General features: G+C 58.3%; 14 protein-coding genes and 1 riboswitch. Of the genes, 4 read left to right on the plus strand and 10 right to left on the minus strand.

The features are described from left to right. Window position 1 precedes the first annotated feature (1 nt). Complete coding sequence (locus tag AC50YL_RS14450; RefSeq protein ID WP_494832910.1) at window positions 2–964, minus strand: acetylxylan esterase; 963 nt, start codon at window positions 962–964, stop codon at window positions 2–4. A 139-nt stretch (window positions 965–1103) separates the two neighbouring features. Between AC50YL_RS14450 and AC50YL_RS14455 the strand changes: the two genes are divergently transcribed. After that, window positions 1104–1979 carry a polysaccharide deacetylase family protein gene (locus AC50YL_RS14455; protein ID WP_494832911.1) on the plus strand — a complete coding sequence of 292 codons (876 nt, stop codon included), beginning with the start codon at window positions 1104–1106 and terminating at the stop codon, window positions 1977–1979. Between the two features lie 48 nt (window positions 1980–2027). Here the strand turns inward: AC50YL_RS14455 and AC50YL_RS14460 are convergent, their stop codons facing one another. The 6 genes from AC50YL_RS14460 to AC50YL_RS14485 form a co-directional block, all read right to left on the minus strand. Then, on the minus strand, window positions 2028–2843 hold the full coding sequence (locus tag AC50YL_RS14460; protein ID WP_494832912.1) for a 3D domain-containing protein: 816 nt from the start codon (window positions 2841–2843) through the stop codon (window positions 2028–2030). Window positions 2844–2947: 104 nt separating this feature from the next. Continuing rightward, a riboswitch (cyclic di-AMP (ydaO/yuaA leader) is annotated at window positions 2948–3147 on the minus strand. Between the two features lie 66 nt (window positions 3148–3213). Next, window positions 3214–4347, minus strand: a complete 1134-nt coding sequence (locus AC50YL_RS14465; protein ID WP_494832913.1) for an ATP-binding protein — start codon at window positions 4345–4347, stop codon at window positions 3214–3216. Between the two features lie 72 nt (window positions 4348–4419). After that, on the minus strand, window positions 4420–5052 hold the full coding sequence (locus AC50YL_RS14470; RefSeq protein ID WP_494832914.1) for a TetR/AcrR family transcriptional regulator: 633 nt from the start codon (window positions 5050–5052) through the stop codon (window positions 4420–4422). Between the two features lie 110 nt (window positions 5053–5162). Then, window positions 5163–5900, minus strand: coding sequence for a CAP domain-containing protein (locus AC50YL_RS14475; RefSeq protein ID WP_494833414.1), 738 nt, complete (start codon window positions 5898–5900; stop codon window positions 5163–5165). A 102-nt stretch (window positions 5901–6002) separates the two neighbouring features. Further along, complete coding sequence (locus AC50YL_RS14480; protein WP_494832915.1) at window positions 6003–7076, minus strand: HNH endonuclease; 1074 nt, start codon at window positions 7074–7076, stop codon at window positions 6003–6005. A 27-nt stretch (window positions 7077–7103) separates the two neighbouring features. Beyond that, entirely contained in the window at window positions 7104–7982 is an 879-nt protein-coding gene (locus tag AC50YL_RS14485) for an AraC family transcriptional regulator (protein WP_494832916.1), read from the minus strand. Between the two features lie 100 nt (window positions 7983–8082). On the opposite strand from AC50YL_RS14485, the gene AC50YL_RS14490 reads away from it, so the two are divergent. Both AC50YL_RS14490 and AC50YL_RS14495 read left to right on the plus strand, forming a co-directional pair. Beyond that, window positions 8083–10113 (plus strand): beta-galactosidase, encoded by a 2031-nt coding sequence (locus AC50YL_RS14490; protein ID WP_494832917.1) that lies wholly within the window; start codon window positions 8083–8085, stop codon window positions 10111–10113. 76 nt (window positions 10114–10189) lie between these two features. Beyond that, window positions 10190–11080: a CAP domain-containing protein gene (locus AC50YL_RS14495; protein ID WP_494832918.1), complete on the plus strand. Its 891-nt coding sequence runs from the start codon at window positions 10190–10192 to the stop codon at window positions 11078–11080. A 148-nt stretch (window positions 11081–11228) separates the two neighbouring features. Here AC50YL_RS14495 and AC50YL_RS14500 read toward each other — a convergent pair whose 3' ends face one another. From AC50YL_RS14500 to AC50YL_RS14510, 3 genes are all read right to left on the minus strand, one after another. Further along, on the minus strand, window positions 11229–11768 hold the full coding sequence (locus AC50YL_RS14500; protein ID WP_494832919.1) for an NADPH-dependent FMN reductase: 540 nt from the start codon (window positions 11766–11768) through the stop codon (window positions 11229–11231). A 206-nt stretch (window positions 11769–11974) separates the two neighbouring features. After that, window positions 11975–12991, minus strand: coding sequence for an oxidoreductase (locus tag AC50YL_RS14505; RefSeq protein WP_494832920.1), 1017 nt, complete (start codon window positions 12989–12991; stop codon window positions 11975–11977). A gap of 60 nt (window positions 12992–13051) precedes the next feature. Further along, window positions 13052–13960 carry a helix-turn-helix domain-containing protein gene (locus AC50YL_RS14510; protein WP_494832921.1) on the minus strand — a complete coding sequence of 303 codons (909 nt, stop codon included), beginning with the start codon at window positions 13958–13960 and terminating at the stop codon, window positions 13052–13054. Between the two features lie 179 nt (window positions 13961–14139). Here AC50YL_RS14510 and AC50YL_RS14515 point away from each other — a divergent pair, with 179 nt between their 5' ends. After that, the gene (locus tag AC50YL_RS14515) at window positions 14140–14973 is read left to right on the plus strand and encodes a phytanoyl-CoA dioxygenase family protein (RefSeq protein WP_494832922.1); all 834 of its coding nucleotides are present in this window, start codon (window positions 14140–14142) and stop codon (window positions 14971–14973) included. Window positions 14974–15074 lie beyond the last annotated feature (101 nt).

Raw genomic sequence — 15074 nt, forward strand, 5'->3', positions numbered from 1 at the left:
TTTAATTGGACGCCAGGAAAAATTGAATCGTCTTGTCGGTAAAGCCCGGCAGCCCTTCATGTCCGAAATCCGGATAGATCTCCAGCCGCTTCGGCGCGGTGATTTTGTTGTACGCCGCGAACTGCGTGGACGGCGGACAGATCGTATCCATCAATCCGACGGCCATCATGACCTCGCCCTGAATCCGGTCCGCCAGATGCTGAATATCGATGTACCCGAGCTTGGTGAAGATCTCGTCCTCGCGCTTATGCTGCGGATCGAAATGGCGGAAAAACGTGCGCAATTCCGCATAGGCGTCCTTGGCCAGGTCCATCTCCCATACCCGGCGGTAATCGCTCAGGAACGGGAATACCGGCGCAAGCTTCTTGATTCTCGGCTCCAATGCGGCGCAGGCGATCGTCAGCGCGCCTCCTTGAGAGCCGCCCATGGCGTAGACGCGCTCGGCATCGACTTCCGGACTGTCGATCGCGATTCCTGCCAGCTGCGCGCAATCGAGGAAAACATGCCGAAACAGCAGCCCGTCCGGATCGCCGTCCAATCCGCGGACGATATGGCCGTTCAGCGTGGTCCCGGACACGCCGCCCGTGTCCTCGGAATAGCCGCCTTGTCCGCGGACGTCCAAGGAGAAGATCGAAAAGCCGAGCGAGACGATGCCGAGCTTGTCCGCCCACTCTCCCGCATTGCCGCTGTAGCCGTGGAATTGCACGACGGCGGGATGCGGCGCGTCAGAGCGGCGCGGCCGCGCGTACTTCGCGTGAATGCGCGCGCCTCTGACCCCCGTGAAAAACAAATCGAAACATTCCGCCGCAGGCGTCTGGAATTCACACGGCACGAGCTCGATCGCCGGGTCGACCGCGCGCATCTCGGACAGCGCCCTTTCCCAGTAAGCATCGAAATCGGCAGGCTTCGGGTTGATTCCTGAATACGTTTGCAATTGGTGAAGCGGCATATCGATGTTTGGCATCTTCAATCCCCTTTTCGCACGTAATTATTCCTTTTTATGTTACGTGCTCGGTCCACCGCTGTAAAGTGTTGATTCCGATTTTTCGGTGAATGCCCGGCGCGGCCAGCGGGCAAAATGACTTCATTAAGGAGGGAAGGCCATGCGGATGTTTAGCGGGGCGAGGAAAGCGCTGTTGCTGCTGGCGGCTTGGACGTTATTGACCGCCTCCTCCGATGAAGGACGGGAGTTCGGCGCCGTAACGTCGCATGCGGCCGCGGCGGAAAGCGGCGTCCATAAGCTTCAAGAGCCCTCCGATGAAACGGACGCCTTCTCCGGCGCCAAGCCCAAGAAACAGAGCCGAGCGAAATCGATGTCCTGGGTAACGCTGCAGAAGCGCTATCCCGGCGCCTTCGTCGTCTGGGGCTCTCGGCGGTACCGGAAAGTAGCGCTTACGTTCGACGACGTGCCGGACCCCAGATACACGCCCCAGGTGCTGGATACGCTGGCACGCTATAAAGTAAGGGCGACCTTCTTCGTCGTCGGCCAGCGGGCGGCCGCCAATCCCGCCCTCGTCCGGCGCATGAGCAGGGAAGGACATATCATCGGCAATCATTCGCTCAATCATCCCGTGTTCTCCCGGATCTCGCTGTATGCCATGCAGCAGCAAATCCTGCGCACGGATTGGATTCTGAGGCCGTTGGCAGGCTACAGCCCGAGGTTCGTCCGCCCGCCGTACGGGGAAATCACGCCGGCGCAGGTGGAATGGCTCCGGGGCGGAGGCTATACCGTCGTCAATTGGGACGTCGATTCCGAGGATTGGCGAAGCCTGGACAGCAACGCCATCCTGATCAACATCAAGCGAACGCTTCAGCCGGGCTCCATCATCCTGCAGCATGCCGGGGGAGGCGCAGGCCAGGATCTGTCCGGCACCGTCGCCGCGCTGCCGCGGCTTATCAAGCTGCTGCGAAGCAAAGGATACACGATCGTCACGCTGCCCGAGCTGCTCGGCCGTCCGGCCAATCGCAAAGGGGAATAGAATGAACGAAACGGCAGTCCCGAGGGACTGCCGTTTGCCGTATGACGCCTATTTATCAAGTACGAAGACCTTGACGGATTGAAAGCCGAAATTGCTTGCTTGCTCCTGCGATTGCGGAACGAAAATATCGATTCGGTTCCCGTTGATGGCGCTGCCTTGGTCGGACGCGACCGCCATCATGCCTCCTGACGGGAGACCGTTATGATCGTAGCCTGTAATATACAATTTGCTTCCCATCGGAATGACGTCCGGATCGACCGCGATCGTTCCGAGCTTCAGCGGATTCCCGAAGTAGTCGACCGCTCCCCAGCCGTTCTCGGAGGCTGCAGCCGTATACGCGCTTGCTTTTGCCTGAACGACGTCCTTGTAGACATACGACTTGCCATTCACCGTAACGCGATCAGCCTGCGGCTTTTGAACGGTCGCTTTTCTCGTCTTGGAAGTCGTCGCCGTCTTTTTCGGAGCGGCTTTCTTCGCCGGGGCGACTTTTTTCGCCGGAGCGACTTTCTTTGCCGATGCAACCTTTTTCGCTGCCGCTTTCGGAGCTTCTGCCGTTTTTTTGGCTGCCGGCTTCACGGCTTGTTTATCGGCCGCGAGCTTCGTCGCTTTCACCGGCGCCATCGATTTGGCCGTTGCGGCCGCCGGAATAACCAGCATCAAGCCTTCGTAAATGTTTCCCGCGTCGACGAAAGGATTCGCCTGCTGAAGCAGATCGACGCTGACGCCGAATTGGCTCGAAATCTTCCAGAACGTGTCGTCGTCCTTCGCCTTGTACTTGGCCTCCGCATGGGCCGCCGCGCTTTGGGCGAGAATGACCAGGCTGAGCGCTGCTGCTACAACGCTCTTCTTCCAGTGGATATTCATGTTGTCGATTTCCTCCTTAGTTTACGGCCATATGCCTGAAAAGCGGGCATAGGACGTCATCGCGAGAGCGACAGATCCGCTTAAACGGAAGCGGAACGATGATGTCGTCATCGCATGCGGCCTGCGAGGTTAGTTGTCGGATTCGGGTCGAGGAGTTCGACCCTACGCACGTAAACGCGCGATTCACCCCAGCGCCAAGGCGCGGTGAACCCGTCATGTGATGTCCATCAGATGACGGGAACGGAGCAATATGACTTGCTCCAAAAGATCCCCCGTACGAGTAACGTTTCGGCTCGCGTAATAGAATAACACAATTCGAACGGACAATCCTACCGGTAAATCCGCCCATCGGACGAACCGCGGCATCGTTTCAATCGATTTTGGGCAAATGCACCGTCACTGTCGTCCCTATGCCGGGGCGGCTGGAAATGTCGATTTTGCCGCCATGGCCTTCGATGATACGGTAGCACACCATGAGTCCGAGCCCGGTTCCGCTGTCCTTGGTCGTGAAGAACGGACCTCCGAGCAGCGGCAGCTGCTCTTCGGGAATGCCGACCCCTTGATCGGCGATCGAGACGGCAATCCCGTTGCCTGCGGATTTCAAATCCACGACCACCGTCCCGCCTTGAGGCATCGCTTCGATGGCGTTTTTGAGCACGTTGACGAACACCTGCTTGAGCTGGTTCTCCTCGCAGAGCAGCGACGCGGAATCCGTGTCGTAATACGCGGTCAGCTGCACGTTGTTCATGATCGCCTGCGTCTCGAGCAGCGTGAGCACGCTCTGGATCGTCTTGATCAGATCATGCTTGCGGAACTGATTCGCCTGCGGCTTCGCGAGCGCCATGAACTCCTGCACGATGGAGTTGATCCGGTCCAGCTCTACGAGCATGATGTCGAAATAATCGTGGTAGCTGTCGATCCGCGTCTTGAGAAACTTGGAAAAACCGATGAGCGAAGTCAGCGGGTTGCGGATTTCGTGCGCGATGCCCGCGGCCATCTGCCCCACTACCGACAACTTCTCCGACTGAATCATCGCCTCTTCGTCCTTCTTGCGGTCGCGGATGTCGCGAAATACGCTCTGCACGACCGTGCCTTTGCCCGGATAATCGCGGATGCGGGTGCTCGAAACCTCGACGTCGATCACTTCGCCCGTGGCGCTGACCAGCTTCGATTCGGCAAAATCGTTGGGCTCGTCCGTTTCGAAGACTTGCATAAGCCGTTCCTTCGCGGTTTCTCTTACATCGGGATGGAGGTAGTGAAGAAAGGGCTTCGACAGCAGCTCCGCTTCCGTCAATCCGAGAATGCGCAAGCCTGCCTGATTCGAAAAAATAACCATTTCGCCGTCGTGGACGAAAATGGGTTCGGGCAAATATTTGATCAGCCGCTGATAGCTCGTGGCATCCGGATGAAGCCCGCGTTCCGCGTTCCCGCCCGGCTTCAGCGCCAGCTTTCGTTTCAATGCCGAAGCAAGCACGCGATTGCAATAAACGGCTTTGCGCCTCATATCCCAACCTCCGCAACGATTATCCTAACGAATTCGCTCCCGCTAAGCTAATCCCTTCGGCATTAGAAACAATTAATATTGGGCCTTCATGCCAGCGATCAAGATCTCGATGCCTTCGCCGAAAATCGGAAGAACGCGCGCGATCAGCTCTTCGGTCGGCCCCGTATGCCCCCCGTACGTGCTGACGAAGCCTTCCATGTAATAAAAAAGCACCCGCGCGCGGTTCATAAGCTTCTCTCCGTCGTCGGCCGGATCGAGAGGAAGGGTCAAACGCAGGGAATCCCGCATGTGCGCGAACAAGCGGTTGCGGATGACGTTGATCTCCAGCGCCGGAGCGGGGTCGTCGACCCGCACGGAACCGGACATGAACAAGACCGTATGTAAACTGCCGCTGCTCAGGCTGAAGACGACGTAACGGCTGCAGATGCTCTTGAGACGTTCGAGCGGCGTGCTGTCCATCTTCGCCATCTCCGCGAGAAAATCGTTCTCCAGTTCCAGCAGCGAAGGAATGGCGATATGCTGCAGCAGCTCTTCCTTGTTCTTGAAATACAAATAGATCGCCGTATGCGAGCAGCCGGCCCGCTTGGCGATTTCGCGCATCGTCACGTGCGGGTAGCCCTTCTCGGCGAACAATTCGGCCGCGGACTGCCGGATCGCCGCTTTCATGTCCTCGGTCATTTGTTTTCTTCTTGTTGTCGTCGTCATCGGTTTGGACCCCTTTATTTTTTGATAACCATTGGTTATATATTAAACGGGGACCGCCCAAATGTAAAGAAAGCGGCTCCAGGGAGCCGCTTTCCGCGTCGTAACGCCTATTAATTCGTAAATTCCTGTACCCACTCGCCGTTGTAGTAAGCGACGCCGATTTTGCCGTAGTGCGTGTTCAGGATATTCGCTTTATGTCCCGCGCTGTTCATCCAAGCGGTCATGACTTCTTGAGGCGTACGCTGTCCTTTGGCGATATTCTCGCCCGCGTAGGAATAAGCGACGCCGTAGGCACGCATCATATCGAATGGCGAGCCGTAAGTCGGCGAATTATGGTCGAAGTAGTTGTTGGCATACATGTCCTTGGCTTTGTCCATGGCGACCTTCGTCAGCAGGGAGTCGGATTTCAACGCGGACAAGCCCGCGTTCGCGCGTTCTTTGTTGACAAGCGTCACGACTTGCGAGGCGAACGCGTTTTTATCCGGCGCGATCGTTCCGCCGTTCGTTCCGCCATTCGTGCCCGAACCCGTATTCGGCGTTCCGCCGTTCGTGCCCGATCCCGTATTCGGCGTTCCGCTGCCGGTACCTCCATGTACGGGAAGGTTCACGATCAGCCCGCCCCAGATGAAATTCGGATTCGCGAGGTTCGGGTTCGCTTTGATCAAGGCGTTCAAGTCGATTCCGTATTTCTTGGCGATCTGGTACAGCGTATCGCTGTTGGTTACTTTATACGTCACGGAAGCGGGTTTCACGGAGGCTGCTTCTGCCTTCTGCAGTGCTGCTCCTCCACCGAGCGCGATCAAACCTGCTGCGAGTACGCTTACGACACCTGTTCGAAATGGTTGCATCTTCATGAAAAATCCTCCTCGTGTGTTAAAAGTGCTGCCGGCCTTCCGACGCCCTATATGCTAACACGGGAGATTTTTCATTTCACCCCATAAAATCTTCCACTACGTCTGGAAATGGAAGTGCTGCAGCACCTCGTCGTCGACGTAATCAAGGCTGTCCGCCTTCTTCAGATTGCAATCCGCGCAAGCGCATACGCAATTGGCCGGCGTCGATAATCCGCCCTTGGATTTCGGCATGACATGATCGATCGTGTCGCCGAAATTCCCGCAGTACTTGCACACGTAATCATCCCGCTGCAGCACCAGAATACGGAAATCCGCCTTCGTGTACAGCTTATGAATCAAGCCGGGATGGATGATGCCCGCCGCGCCTTCCTCCACCATGCGAATGGCCATTTCCGTCGGGATTTCCGTCGACCAGCGCTTGCCGGTCTCGCGGCGGCCCCGCAGCCGGATCATCCCTCGCCCGCGGTCGTTCAAGAGCGACGTTTTGTACGAGAAATTGCCTTTAACCGGCAAAATCTTGCGGTCCGGCGGGCGAATGCCCGTCGATTCCGCGACTTCTTCGAGATCCGCCAGCCGCTTGGACGATTTTCCGCGTCCGCGGCGGCGCTTGCGCTTCCGTTTACGCGAAGGCGCTTGTTCGCCATGCGCCTCGGTTTCCGTTCCTTCGACGCTTGCCGAAGGCTCGACGGCCGTCGAATGCCCGGCCGAATCGGCGGGCTCTTCCGTATCCTGCGCGTCGTCGTCCGGATCAGCACCGTCGTCTTGCGCTGCTTGGAACGCTTCCTGCCGGCGCTGCTCGGCGGACTTGCCTTTTCTGCGGCGGCGCTTGCGCTTCGGACGCGGCGGGGTGCCCGACACGGCGGCGGACTGATTTTCAGCTGCCGTTAGGCTTGCTATTATCGCTGCGCCTACTGGAGCTCCGACCGACGCCTCGGCGGATGCTGCCGCTGCTGCTTTCGTCGGCGTTCCGACCGTTCCGGCCCTTGCCGGCGCTTCTTGGGTCGAGGAGTATTCGCCTGCGGCAGGCATTGCCGGTTCTTCCGCGCGCTGCTTGCGCTTTCGCAAGCAGGACCGGCAGGTCCCGCGCCTTCCCGCGCTTCCGGACCGCTTCGTAAAGGCGGACAACGGCTTCTCCGTGCCGCAGGCCGCGCATGATTTATATTCCGTCATAGTGCTTTCGCTCCGTTCGTCTTTCGTTCATATCATAAGCCCGTGCAGCTTGCGAAACTGCTCCGGCGTCATGCCTTCCGCTTTGCCGAATGCCGCGATGAAATGGCTGGAATCCCGGTATCCCGACAGCTGGGCGATTTCCTTGATGGATTGTTTGTTGTCGCCGAAGCTCATCATTTCTTTAGACTTCATGATGCGAAGCCGAATCAGATAAGCATAGGCCGTGATGCCGAACGCCTGCCTGAACAGCGAGTTCAGGTAGCGCGGGCTGATGTCCAGCTGTTCCGCCATGTCGGGCAATCCAATCTCGGGGTCGCCGTAATGATCGTCGAGCCAATGCAACAGCGGATCCAGCTTCTCCAAATGCTGGTAGACGGACGAGCGTCCGCCCTTTTGCCCGTAGATCTTGACCATCGTCAGAAATCGGTACAGCGCGGCCGAAGCGTTCAAGCCCGTCCGGTCCTCGTCCTTCTGCACCTGCTCGATCATCCGCACGAGCTGCGACGTGATCGGCGCGTCGTCATTCCAATGGAGCCATTCCGTATGGCGAATGCCCAGCGACGCCAGCATCGAGCCCGCCAGCGCGCCGCCGAACGTGACGTACAGCGTGGACCATTTCTTCCCGCCTTTCGCCGTGTAGGAATGGGGCACGCCCGGAAACAGCAGCGATCCGCTGCCCGGCGGGAGCGTATAACGGCGTCCCCCGAGCAAAAACTCGCCTTCGCCTTCGAGCGTCTGCAGCCAATGGAAGTTCGGGTAGCCTTTGGAACGGTCGACGGGTTCCTGATACGGATTGTACCCCACGCTGTCCATATAGAGCGGCAAATCAAATTCGCCGAGAGTAAACATGTAGCGGTTTCGATGCGCGTTGGCCCACAGAATCTGATGGCCATCCAGCTGTTCCATATTATCATATCCTGCCAATCATATTTTATATATCCTTATGTACAAGCTTACCATAGAATGGACTTATTATCACTATTCACTCCAAAGGGGAGATTGAAACATGGACACGGCGAAGCTGCCCAAAATGTTATATGGCGGAGACTACAACCCGGAGCAGTGGGAGGCATCCGTCTGGCCGGAGGATATGCGCCTGCTCGAGCTGGCCGGCATGAATATCGCGACGGTCAACGTCTTCTCGTGGGCGATGCTGCAGCCGAGCGAGGACGGCTATGATTTCGGCACGCTCGACCGCATCATGGACATGCTTGCCGATAACGGCATTCATGCTTGCCTCGCGACGAGCACCGGCGCGCATCCGGCGTGGATGGCCCGCAGATACCCCGATATTCTCCGCACGGATTTTCAAGGCAGAGCCCGAAAATTCGGCGGACGCCATAATTCCTGTCCCAACAGCCCGACCTATCGCAGATACGCCGAACGCCTCGCGGACAAGCTCGCGGAGCGTTACCGGGATCATCCGGCGCTGCTGCTCTGGCACGTATCCAACGAATACGGCGACCAATGCTTCTGCGAGAACTGCGCGGCGGCATTTCGCGTCTGGCTCCGGGAGAAATACGGCACGCTGGACAAATTGAACGAACAGTGGAACACCCGCTTCTGGGGTCACACCTTCTACGACTGGGAGGAAATCGTGCCGCCGAACGCGCTGTCGGAGCAGTGGACCGACACGAGAACCAATTTCCAGGGCATCTCGCTCGACTATGCCCGCTTCAATTCGGACGGCATGCTCGATTGCTACAAACTCGAGCGCGACGCGATCCGGCGTCACACGCCCGAGGTTCCGATCACGACCAACCTCATGGGCACGTACAAGCCGCTCGATTACTTCAAATGGGCCAAAGAAATGGACATCGTCTCCTGGGACAACTATCCCGGCATGGATACGCCGGTCAGCTTCACGGCCATGACGCATGACCTCATGCGCGGTCTCAAAGGCGGCAAGCCTTTCCTGCTGATGGAGCAGACCCCGAGCCAGCAGAACTGGCAGCCTTACAACACGCTGAAGCGTCCCGGCGTCATGCGGCTATGGAGCTATCAAGCGATCGCGCACGGCTCGGACAGCGTCATGTTCTTCCAGCTCCGCCGTTCCGTCGGCGCCTGCGAGAAATACCACGGCGCCCTGATCGAGCATGCCGGCCACGAGCATACGCGCGTCTTCCGCGAATGCGCGCAGCTCGGCGAGGAGCTCGGCCGGTTCGGGACCAAGCTGCTCGGCTCCCGGCTGCCCAGCCGGATCGCCATCATGTACGACTGGGAAAACCGGTGGGCCATCGAATTCTCGAGCGGACCGTCCGTCGATTTGCGGTATGTCGACGAGATTCAGCGTTATTACGGCGCGCTGTACGAGCAGGGCTACCAGGTCGACATCGTCTCCTTCGAGGACGACCTGTCCCCGTACGACATCGTGCTCGCCCCCGTGATGTACATGGTAAAACCGGGCATGGCCGCCCGCATCGAACGGTTCGTGGAGCAAGGCGGCAAATTCGTCACGACCTTCTTCAGCGGCATCGTGAACGAGAACGACATCGTCACGCTCGGCGGTTATCCGGGCGAGCTGCGCAAGCTGCTCGGAATTTGGGCGGAAGAGATCGACGCGCTGCTCCCGGGACGCACCAATGCCATCGTGATGAAGGAGGCCTACGGGGAGCTGCAGGGCAGCTACGGCTGTTCGCTCCTGTGCGATCTCGTTCACGCGGAGACGGCGGAAGTACTCGCGGAATACGGCGACGATTTCTATAAAGGGATGCCCGTGGTGACCCGCAACCGGTTCGGACAAGGCGAAGCCTGGTATATCGCTTCCTGCCCGGAGGAATCTTTCCTGCAGGGCTTCCTGAGCGAGCTGTGCCGAGGCGAAGGCATCGCGCCGCTGCCGGGCAAAGCGCCTGGCGTCGAAGTCACCCGGCGGGAGCTGGACGGCAAATCGTACTTGTTCGTGCTGAACCATAACGAGCAGGAAGCCGTTATTCCGCTCGGAGACGCGGCCGGCACCGACTTGATCACCGGCGCGGCGGTCTCCGGCACGGTGGCGCTTGCCGGCCGCGATGTCCTGATCGTGGAGCAATTTGCTTGATATTCCTAGCCTCCGAGTCGCATAGCTCCTTTTGCCGCTGAACATATTAGTGGTTAGAAAGGAGCTTGATACTCAGATGAAACGATTTTTCGGAACGCTGCTCGGATTGGTGCTGGCTTTCGGCGTAGGAGCAATTATTTATAACTCCGTCAGGGACACGACGCCGAACGGTACGTATCATTCAGCGAGCAAAGAAGCTCACCGTATCAAAACGAACAGCGTTGATCGTCTGCCGATGACAACGCGCACCGACAACAGGCTGGGCGACGGCACGCTTCGCGCCAAACAGCAGAACATCGATCTGAACCCGCTCAATGATTGGCTGCGTCAAATGTACCCGGGTACGGGCAACTACTACAACGGGGCGAATGGCAATACCGGTAATGCAGGCAATACCGGCAATGCAGGCAATGCAGGTAATTATAACGGCAACACCGGGTATCCGGGCAACACGGCCGGAAACACGGGAAACCGGTATCCCGGCAACACGGGAACCGGTACTGGAACAGGTAATGGCGCTGGAACCGGCACCGGAACTGGGACCGGCACCGGAAATACCGGCGGCAGCGCCGGAACCGTCGACCAAAGCATCGCGAACCAAATCTTGCAGCAAGTTAACGCGGAGCGGTCCAAGGCCGGCGTTCAGGCGCTGACGCTCAGCGCCAGCCTGAACAAAATCGCGCAGGCTAAATCCGCCGACATGCGCGACAAAAACTACTTCGACCATCAATCGCCTACGTACGGCAGCCCGTTCGACATGATGAAACAGTTCGGCGTGAATTACTCGTACGCCGGCGAGAATATCGCCGCCGGCCAGCAGGACGTCCAAGCCGTCATGACCGCATGGATGAACAGCCCCGGCCACCGTCAGAACATCCTGAGCCCCAACTACACCCAGCTTGGCGTGGGCTATGCCAAAGGCGGCAACATGAGTCCGTACTGGACGCAGGAGTTTATCCGTCCTTAACGGATCGGATGATAACGAAAAAAGAGGCGGTGCGGGAGAAGTCTCCTGCACCGCCTCTTTTTGATTCGATCCCGGCGCAGCGCGCAGCTGCATCGGCTCCTTCGCTTCCATCGGTTCATGGCTGCATTCATTGCGATTAAACGAAAGATTAACGCAAGGTTTTCAGCGCGCCGCCCCAAGCCAAGACTTGATCCAGCATGCCGTTTACATTCGCGAAGTGATACTCCGCAGGCTTAAGCACGGATCCGTTCTCGAAGTCCGTGAATAACGACAAGGCCGCTTGCGTCCGAACGTCAGCCACGCACAGTTCACCCAAAATCCCGCGCAGATGCTCGGCCGCGCGAGCACCGCCCACCGAACCGTAGCCGACGATACCCGCCGCTTTATCGTACCAAGCTTCCCGTGCGTAATCCAACGCGTTCTTCAAGGAACCCGACACGCTGTGGTTGTATTCTTGCACGATGAATACAAAGCCGTCCAGGCTCGCGATCTTGGCGTTCCATGCCGCAGCTTGCTCCGTGGCATCGACTTCCCCCAAAAGAGGAAGCTTGTAATCCGCGATATCTACGATTTCATAGTTGGCATCTCCGCGCTTGTCGGCAATGCTTTTGACCCATTCGCCGACTTGCGGACTTAACCGGCCTTGACGCGTGCTTCCTAGAATAATACCGATATTGAGCTTTGACATGTTGAACTCCTCCTCGAACTCGGACGGGAACATGATTGCGTCGTCCGGTTTAAATATCATTTACCGCTTCTACTAAAAGACCGACCGTTCATTTTTTTATAATAAAATAGATGCGCTCTTATGTCAACAATTACAGTAAGAAGAGCCTGTTGAGCTGATCGCTCGACAGGCTCGGTCGTACTCTGCTATAACTGTCGCGTTCGATTTTACGTCCGAAACTTCACGCCGGTCATGTCCTCGCTGAGCAGCCATAGCCGCTCGGCCAATTCCGGATCGGTCGCGTGGGGGAGAACGCCCGTCAACACTTGAGCCACGCCTTGCAAATCGAACTCCGGCACGAGCTCCGCGATATCGGCATCGAGGCAATACACGCCGCCCTTGCCTTCGAGCTGTGCATTTGCCGCGCACCATGCGCTCGTGGCCGCGCCCTGCTCGACTGTCTTGTAGCCGGCCGGCGTCGTTGCGACGCGTCGTCCCTGCTCGTCAAGCATGCCCACGGCGCGCAATTCATCGTCCGACATGAAACGGGCCAAGTCCGTCATGATCCTGCCGGGATGGACGGAGAAGGCGCGAACGCCGTGTTCCCGTCCGCGCTGGTCAAGCGCGACGGCGAACAGCGCGTTGGCGGTTTTGGATTGGCCGTAGGCCCGGTACTTCTCGTAAGCCTGACGCTCGAAGCTCGGATCGTCGAAGTCTATGCCGCCGAACCGGATGCCAGCGGACGAGACCGACACGACGCGGGCGTCTCCCGATTGCTTCAAAGCCGGCCAAAGCCGTGCCGTCAACTGAAAATGGCCCAAGTGATTGGTCGCGAACTGCGATTCGTAACCGCGGGCATCGCGTACGAGCGGCGCCGCCATGATGCCGGCGTTATTGACCAAGATGTCGAGCGGCCTTCCGGAAGCCAGAAACCGCTGCGCGAACGCGTCGATCGACGCGGGCTTCATCAAGTCCAGTGCCTCCAGCTCCACGCGCGGGATATCGGCGACCGAAGCGCGGGCTTTCTCAGGCGTGCGCGCCGGTACGATCACCGTTGCGCCCGCTTCGGCGAGAACGCGGGTCGTCTCGAGGCCGATGCCGGAGTATCCTCCGGTCACGATGGCCCACTTGCCCCTCAAGTCGCGTCCTCCAAGCGCTTCCTTGGCCGTCGTTTGCGGCCCGAAGCCCGACGGAAGCGGCATTTGCGGCGTCGTCCGGTATTGTTCGTTCGTTTGTTTTTGCATCGTTCATTCTCCTCCTTCAGTCCTACAGTTGGAATCGTAAACGATGGAGCGCGCTCCAGGTCAAGCATTCTCCTCCTGGGCTTGCTGCCTGTTTTTGCCGGCTTTACGGAACGCCCCCGGGGCAACGCCCGTCTCCTTCTTGAACGTTTTGGCAAAATGATGAACGTCGGCAAATCCGCAGTAAGCCGCGATTTCTTCCATGGAATGTTCCGAGCCCGCGAGCAGCTCGCATGCATGCTTGATCCGCAGCCGGAGCAGGTAGCGATGCGGGGCGACGCCGAATTGCGCCTTGAATTTGGCGCTGAAGCGGGACGGAGATAAATTCGCCCTTGCCGCCATCTCATGAACGGCGAGCGGCTCCGACAAGCGGAAGGACATGAACGACGTGATCCAATTCATCGGCTGTGGCGCGGATCGCTCCGCCTGCTTCAGATCGTCCGTGTGATCCTCCAGGATCGCAAGCAGCACTTCGGAAGCGAGCGTCTGCACGCGCAGTTGAAGTAGCGGATTGCGGTGCTGCCAATTTTCGACCATCTCCAAGAATCGGTCGCGCAGCAAGATCGGCTGTTTCGGCTGCAGCCGAACCGGAATCTCGATGCCCTGCAAATCGTTCAATCGCGGTTGCAGCAAATGCTCGTACGGCGCAAGATCGATCTGGCCCGGCCGCGTCGGGAAGCGTTCTTCGCGGAACTCGTCGTAGAACCAATCCAGATGGACGAAAGGCGTGATCGAGTTCGTTTTCCCTTCCAGGGCCGTTAAGCTCCCCGGTTGAATCAGACAAAACTCGCCGCCGCGGAATTCATACGGCACCCCGTCCACCTGAAACAAGCATTCCCCTTCCTGGATATAGACCAGCAAATAATCGAGCAGGCGCCGGGCGGCCACGCTCCATGGCGCACGCACCGCGTAGTCCCCTTCGCGGATATACGGGACGATCGGCTGCCGGGCCAGCATTTCGGACAGATACATGAAATTCCTCCCTTAGGCACGATATATGCTACCTCCCATTATAAAAGCAATCAGTCGTTTTTGACAAAAAGTCAGCCGTTTGTTACAAAGATTCCAGACATCGCCCGCTCTATAATAAAGGCATTGGGCCTTCATTCCACGCATCCGTCCGGATGACTTAAAGGAGACATTGAACGACGATGGCAACGACAGCGGATTACGCGCAGCTCCCTTCGCTTCGAACCGATTATTCCCTTTCGGCAGACCAGATAGCCGCTTATCGGCGCAATGGGCATATCCTGCTGAAGCAAGTCGCGACGCAGGACGAGATTCAAGCCTACGAGCCGATTATCGCGGGCGTCGTCCGCGAGCATGATTACAACACGAAGCCCGTATCGGAGCGGGATACGTACGGCAAAGCATTCATACAGATCGGCAATCTGTGGCAGATGAACGAAGGGGCGAAGCGGTTCGTGATGGCGCGGCGCTTCGCCAAGATCGCCGCCGAGCTCATGGGCGTGCAAGGCGTGCGCATTTACCACGACCAAGCCTTGTTCAAGGAACCTGGCGGCGGCCATACGCCGTGGCATCAGGATCAGGTCTACTGGCCGCTCGACACGCCGAATACGATCACGCTCTGGATGCCGCTCGTCCCCGTCTCCGAGGAAGTCGGATCGATGACGTTCGTCGACGGCTCGCAATCGCTCGGCTATATGAGCCGCCAAGCGATCTCCGACGAATCCCATAAGACGCTCGGCTCGTTCATCGAGGGCAAACAACTGCCGAAGACGAACTACGGCGCCATGGCGGCCGGGGACGCGACGTTCCATGCCGGCTGGACGCTTCATTCCGCGCCGGGCAACCCGACCGATGCGATGCGGGAGGTCATGACGATCATTTACATCGCCGACGGCGTGCGCATCATCGAGCCGGACAGCAAAGCGCGGGAAAACGATATGAAGGGCTGGTTCCCCGGACTCGCTCCGGGCGACGTGGCCGCTTCCGTGCTCAATCCGCTCGTGTATAAAGCCTGATCTCCCTGAACCGAACAACGACAAAGCCCGGTTTCGAATGGTATTCGAAACCGGGCTTTACGTTTGCGGTATATGCGGCGCGCGATGCTCGTACCGCTCTT

It is taken from the genome of Paenibacillus sp. J22P277, from assembly GCF_059383675.1.

Bases quoted from the DNA above. Each gene is read 5' to 3' on its own strand.
- AC50YL_RS14455 (WP_494832911.1), top strand. From the start codon at position 1,104: ATGCGGATGTTTAGCGGGGCGAGGAAAGCGCTGTTGCTGCTGGCGGCT.
- AC50YL_RS14505 (WP_494832920.1), bottom strand. From the start codon at position 12,991: ATGCAAAAACAAACGAACGAACAATACCGGACGACGCCGCAAATGCCG.
- AC50YL_RS14475 (WP_494833414.1), bottom strand. From the start codon at position 5,900: ATGCAACCATTTCGAACAGGTGTCGTAAGCGTACTCGCAGCAGGTTTG.
- AC50YL_RS14490 (WP_494832917.1), top strand. From the start codon at position 8,083: ATGGACACGGCGAAGCTGCCCAAAATGTTATATGGCGGAGACTACAAC.
- AC50YL_RS14450 (WP_494832910.1), bottom strand. From the start codon at position 964: ATGCCAAACATCGATATGCCGCTTCACCAATTGCAAACGTATTCAGGA.
- AC50YL_RS14480 (WP_494832915.1), bottom strand. From the start codon at position 7,076: ATGACGGAATATAAATCATGCGCGGCCTGCGGCACGGAGAAGCCGTTG.
- AC50YL_RS14515 (WP_494832922.1), top strand. From the start codon at position 14,140: ATGGCAACGACAGCGGATTACGCGCAGCTCCCTTCGCTTCGAACCGAT.
- AC50YL_RS14460 (WP_494832912.1), bottom strand. From the start codon at position 2,843: ATGAATATCCACTGGAAGAAGAGCGTTGTAGCAGCAGCGCTCAGCCTG.
- AC50YL_RS14500 (WP_494832919.1), bottom strand. From the start codon at position 11,768: ATGTCAAAGCTCAATATCGGTATTATTCTAGGAAGCACGCGTCAAGGC.
- AC50YL_RS14470 (WP_494832914.1), bottom strand. From the start codon at position 5,052: ATGACGACGACAACAAGAAGAAAACAAATGACCGAGGACATGAAAGCG.
- AC50YL_RS14495 (WP_494832918.1), top strand. From the start codon at position 10,190: ATGAAACGATTTTTCGGAACGCTGCTCGGATTGGTGCTGGCTTTCGGC.
- AC50YL_RS14465 (WP_494832913.1), bottom strand. From the start codon at position 4,347: ATGAGGCGCAAAGCCGTTTATTGCAATCGCGTGCTTGCTTCGGCATTG.
- AC50YL_RS14485 (WP_494832916.1), bottom strand. From the start codon at position 7,982: ATGGAACAGCTGGATGGCCATCAGATTCTGTGGGCCAACGCGCATCGA.
- AC50YL_RS14510 (WP_494832921.1), bottom strand. From the start codon at position 13,960: ATGTATCTGTCCGAAATGCTGGCCCGGCAGCCGATCGTCCCGTATATC.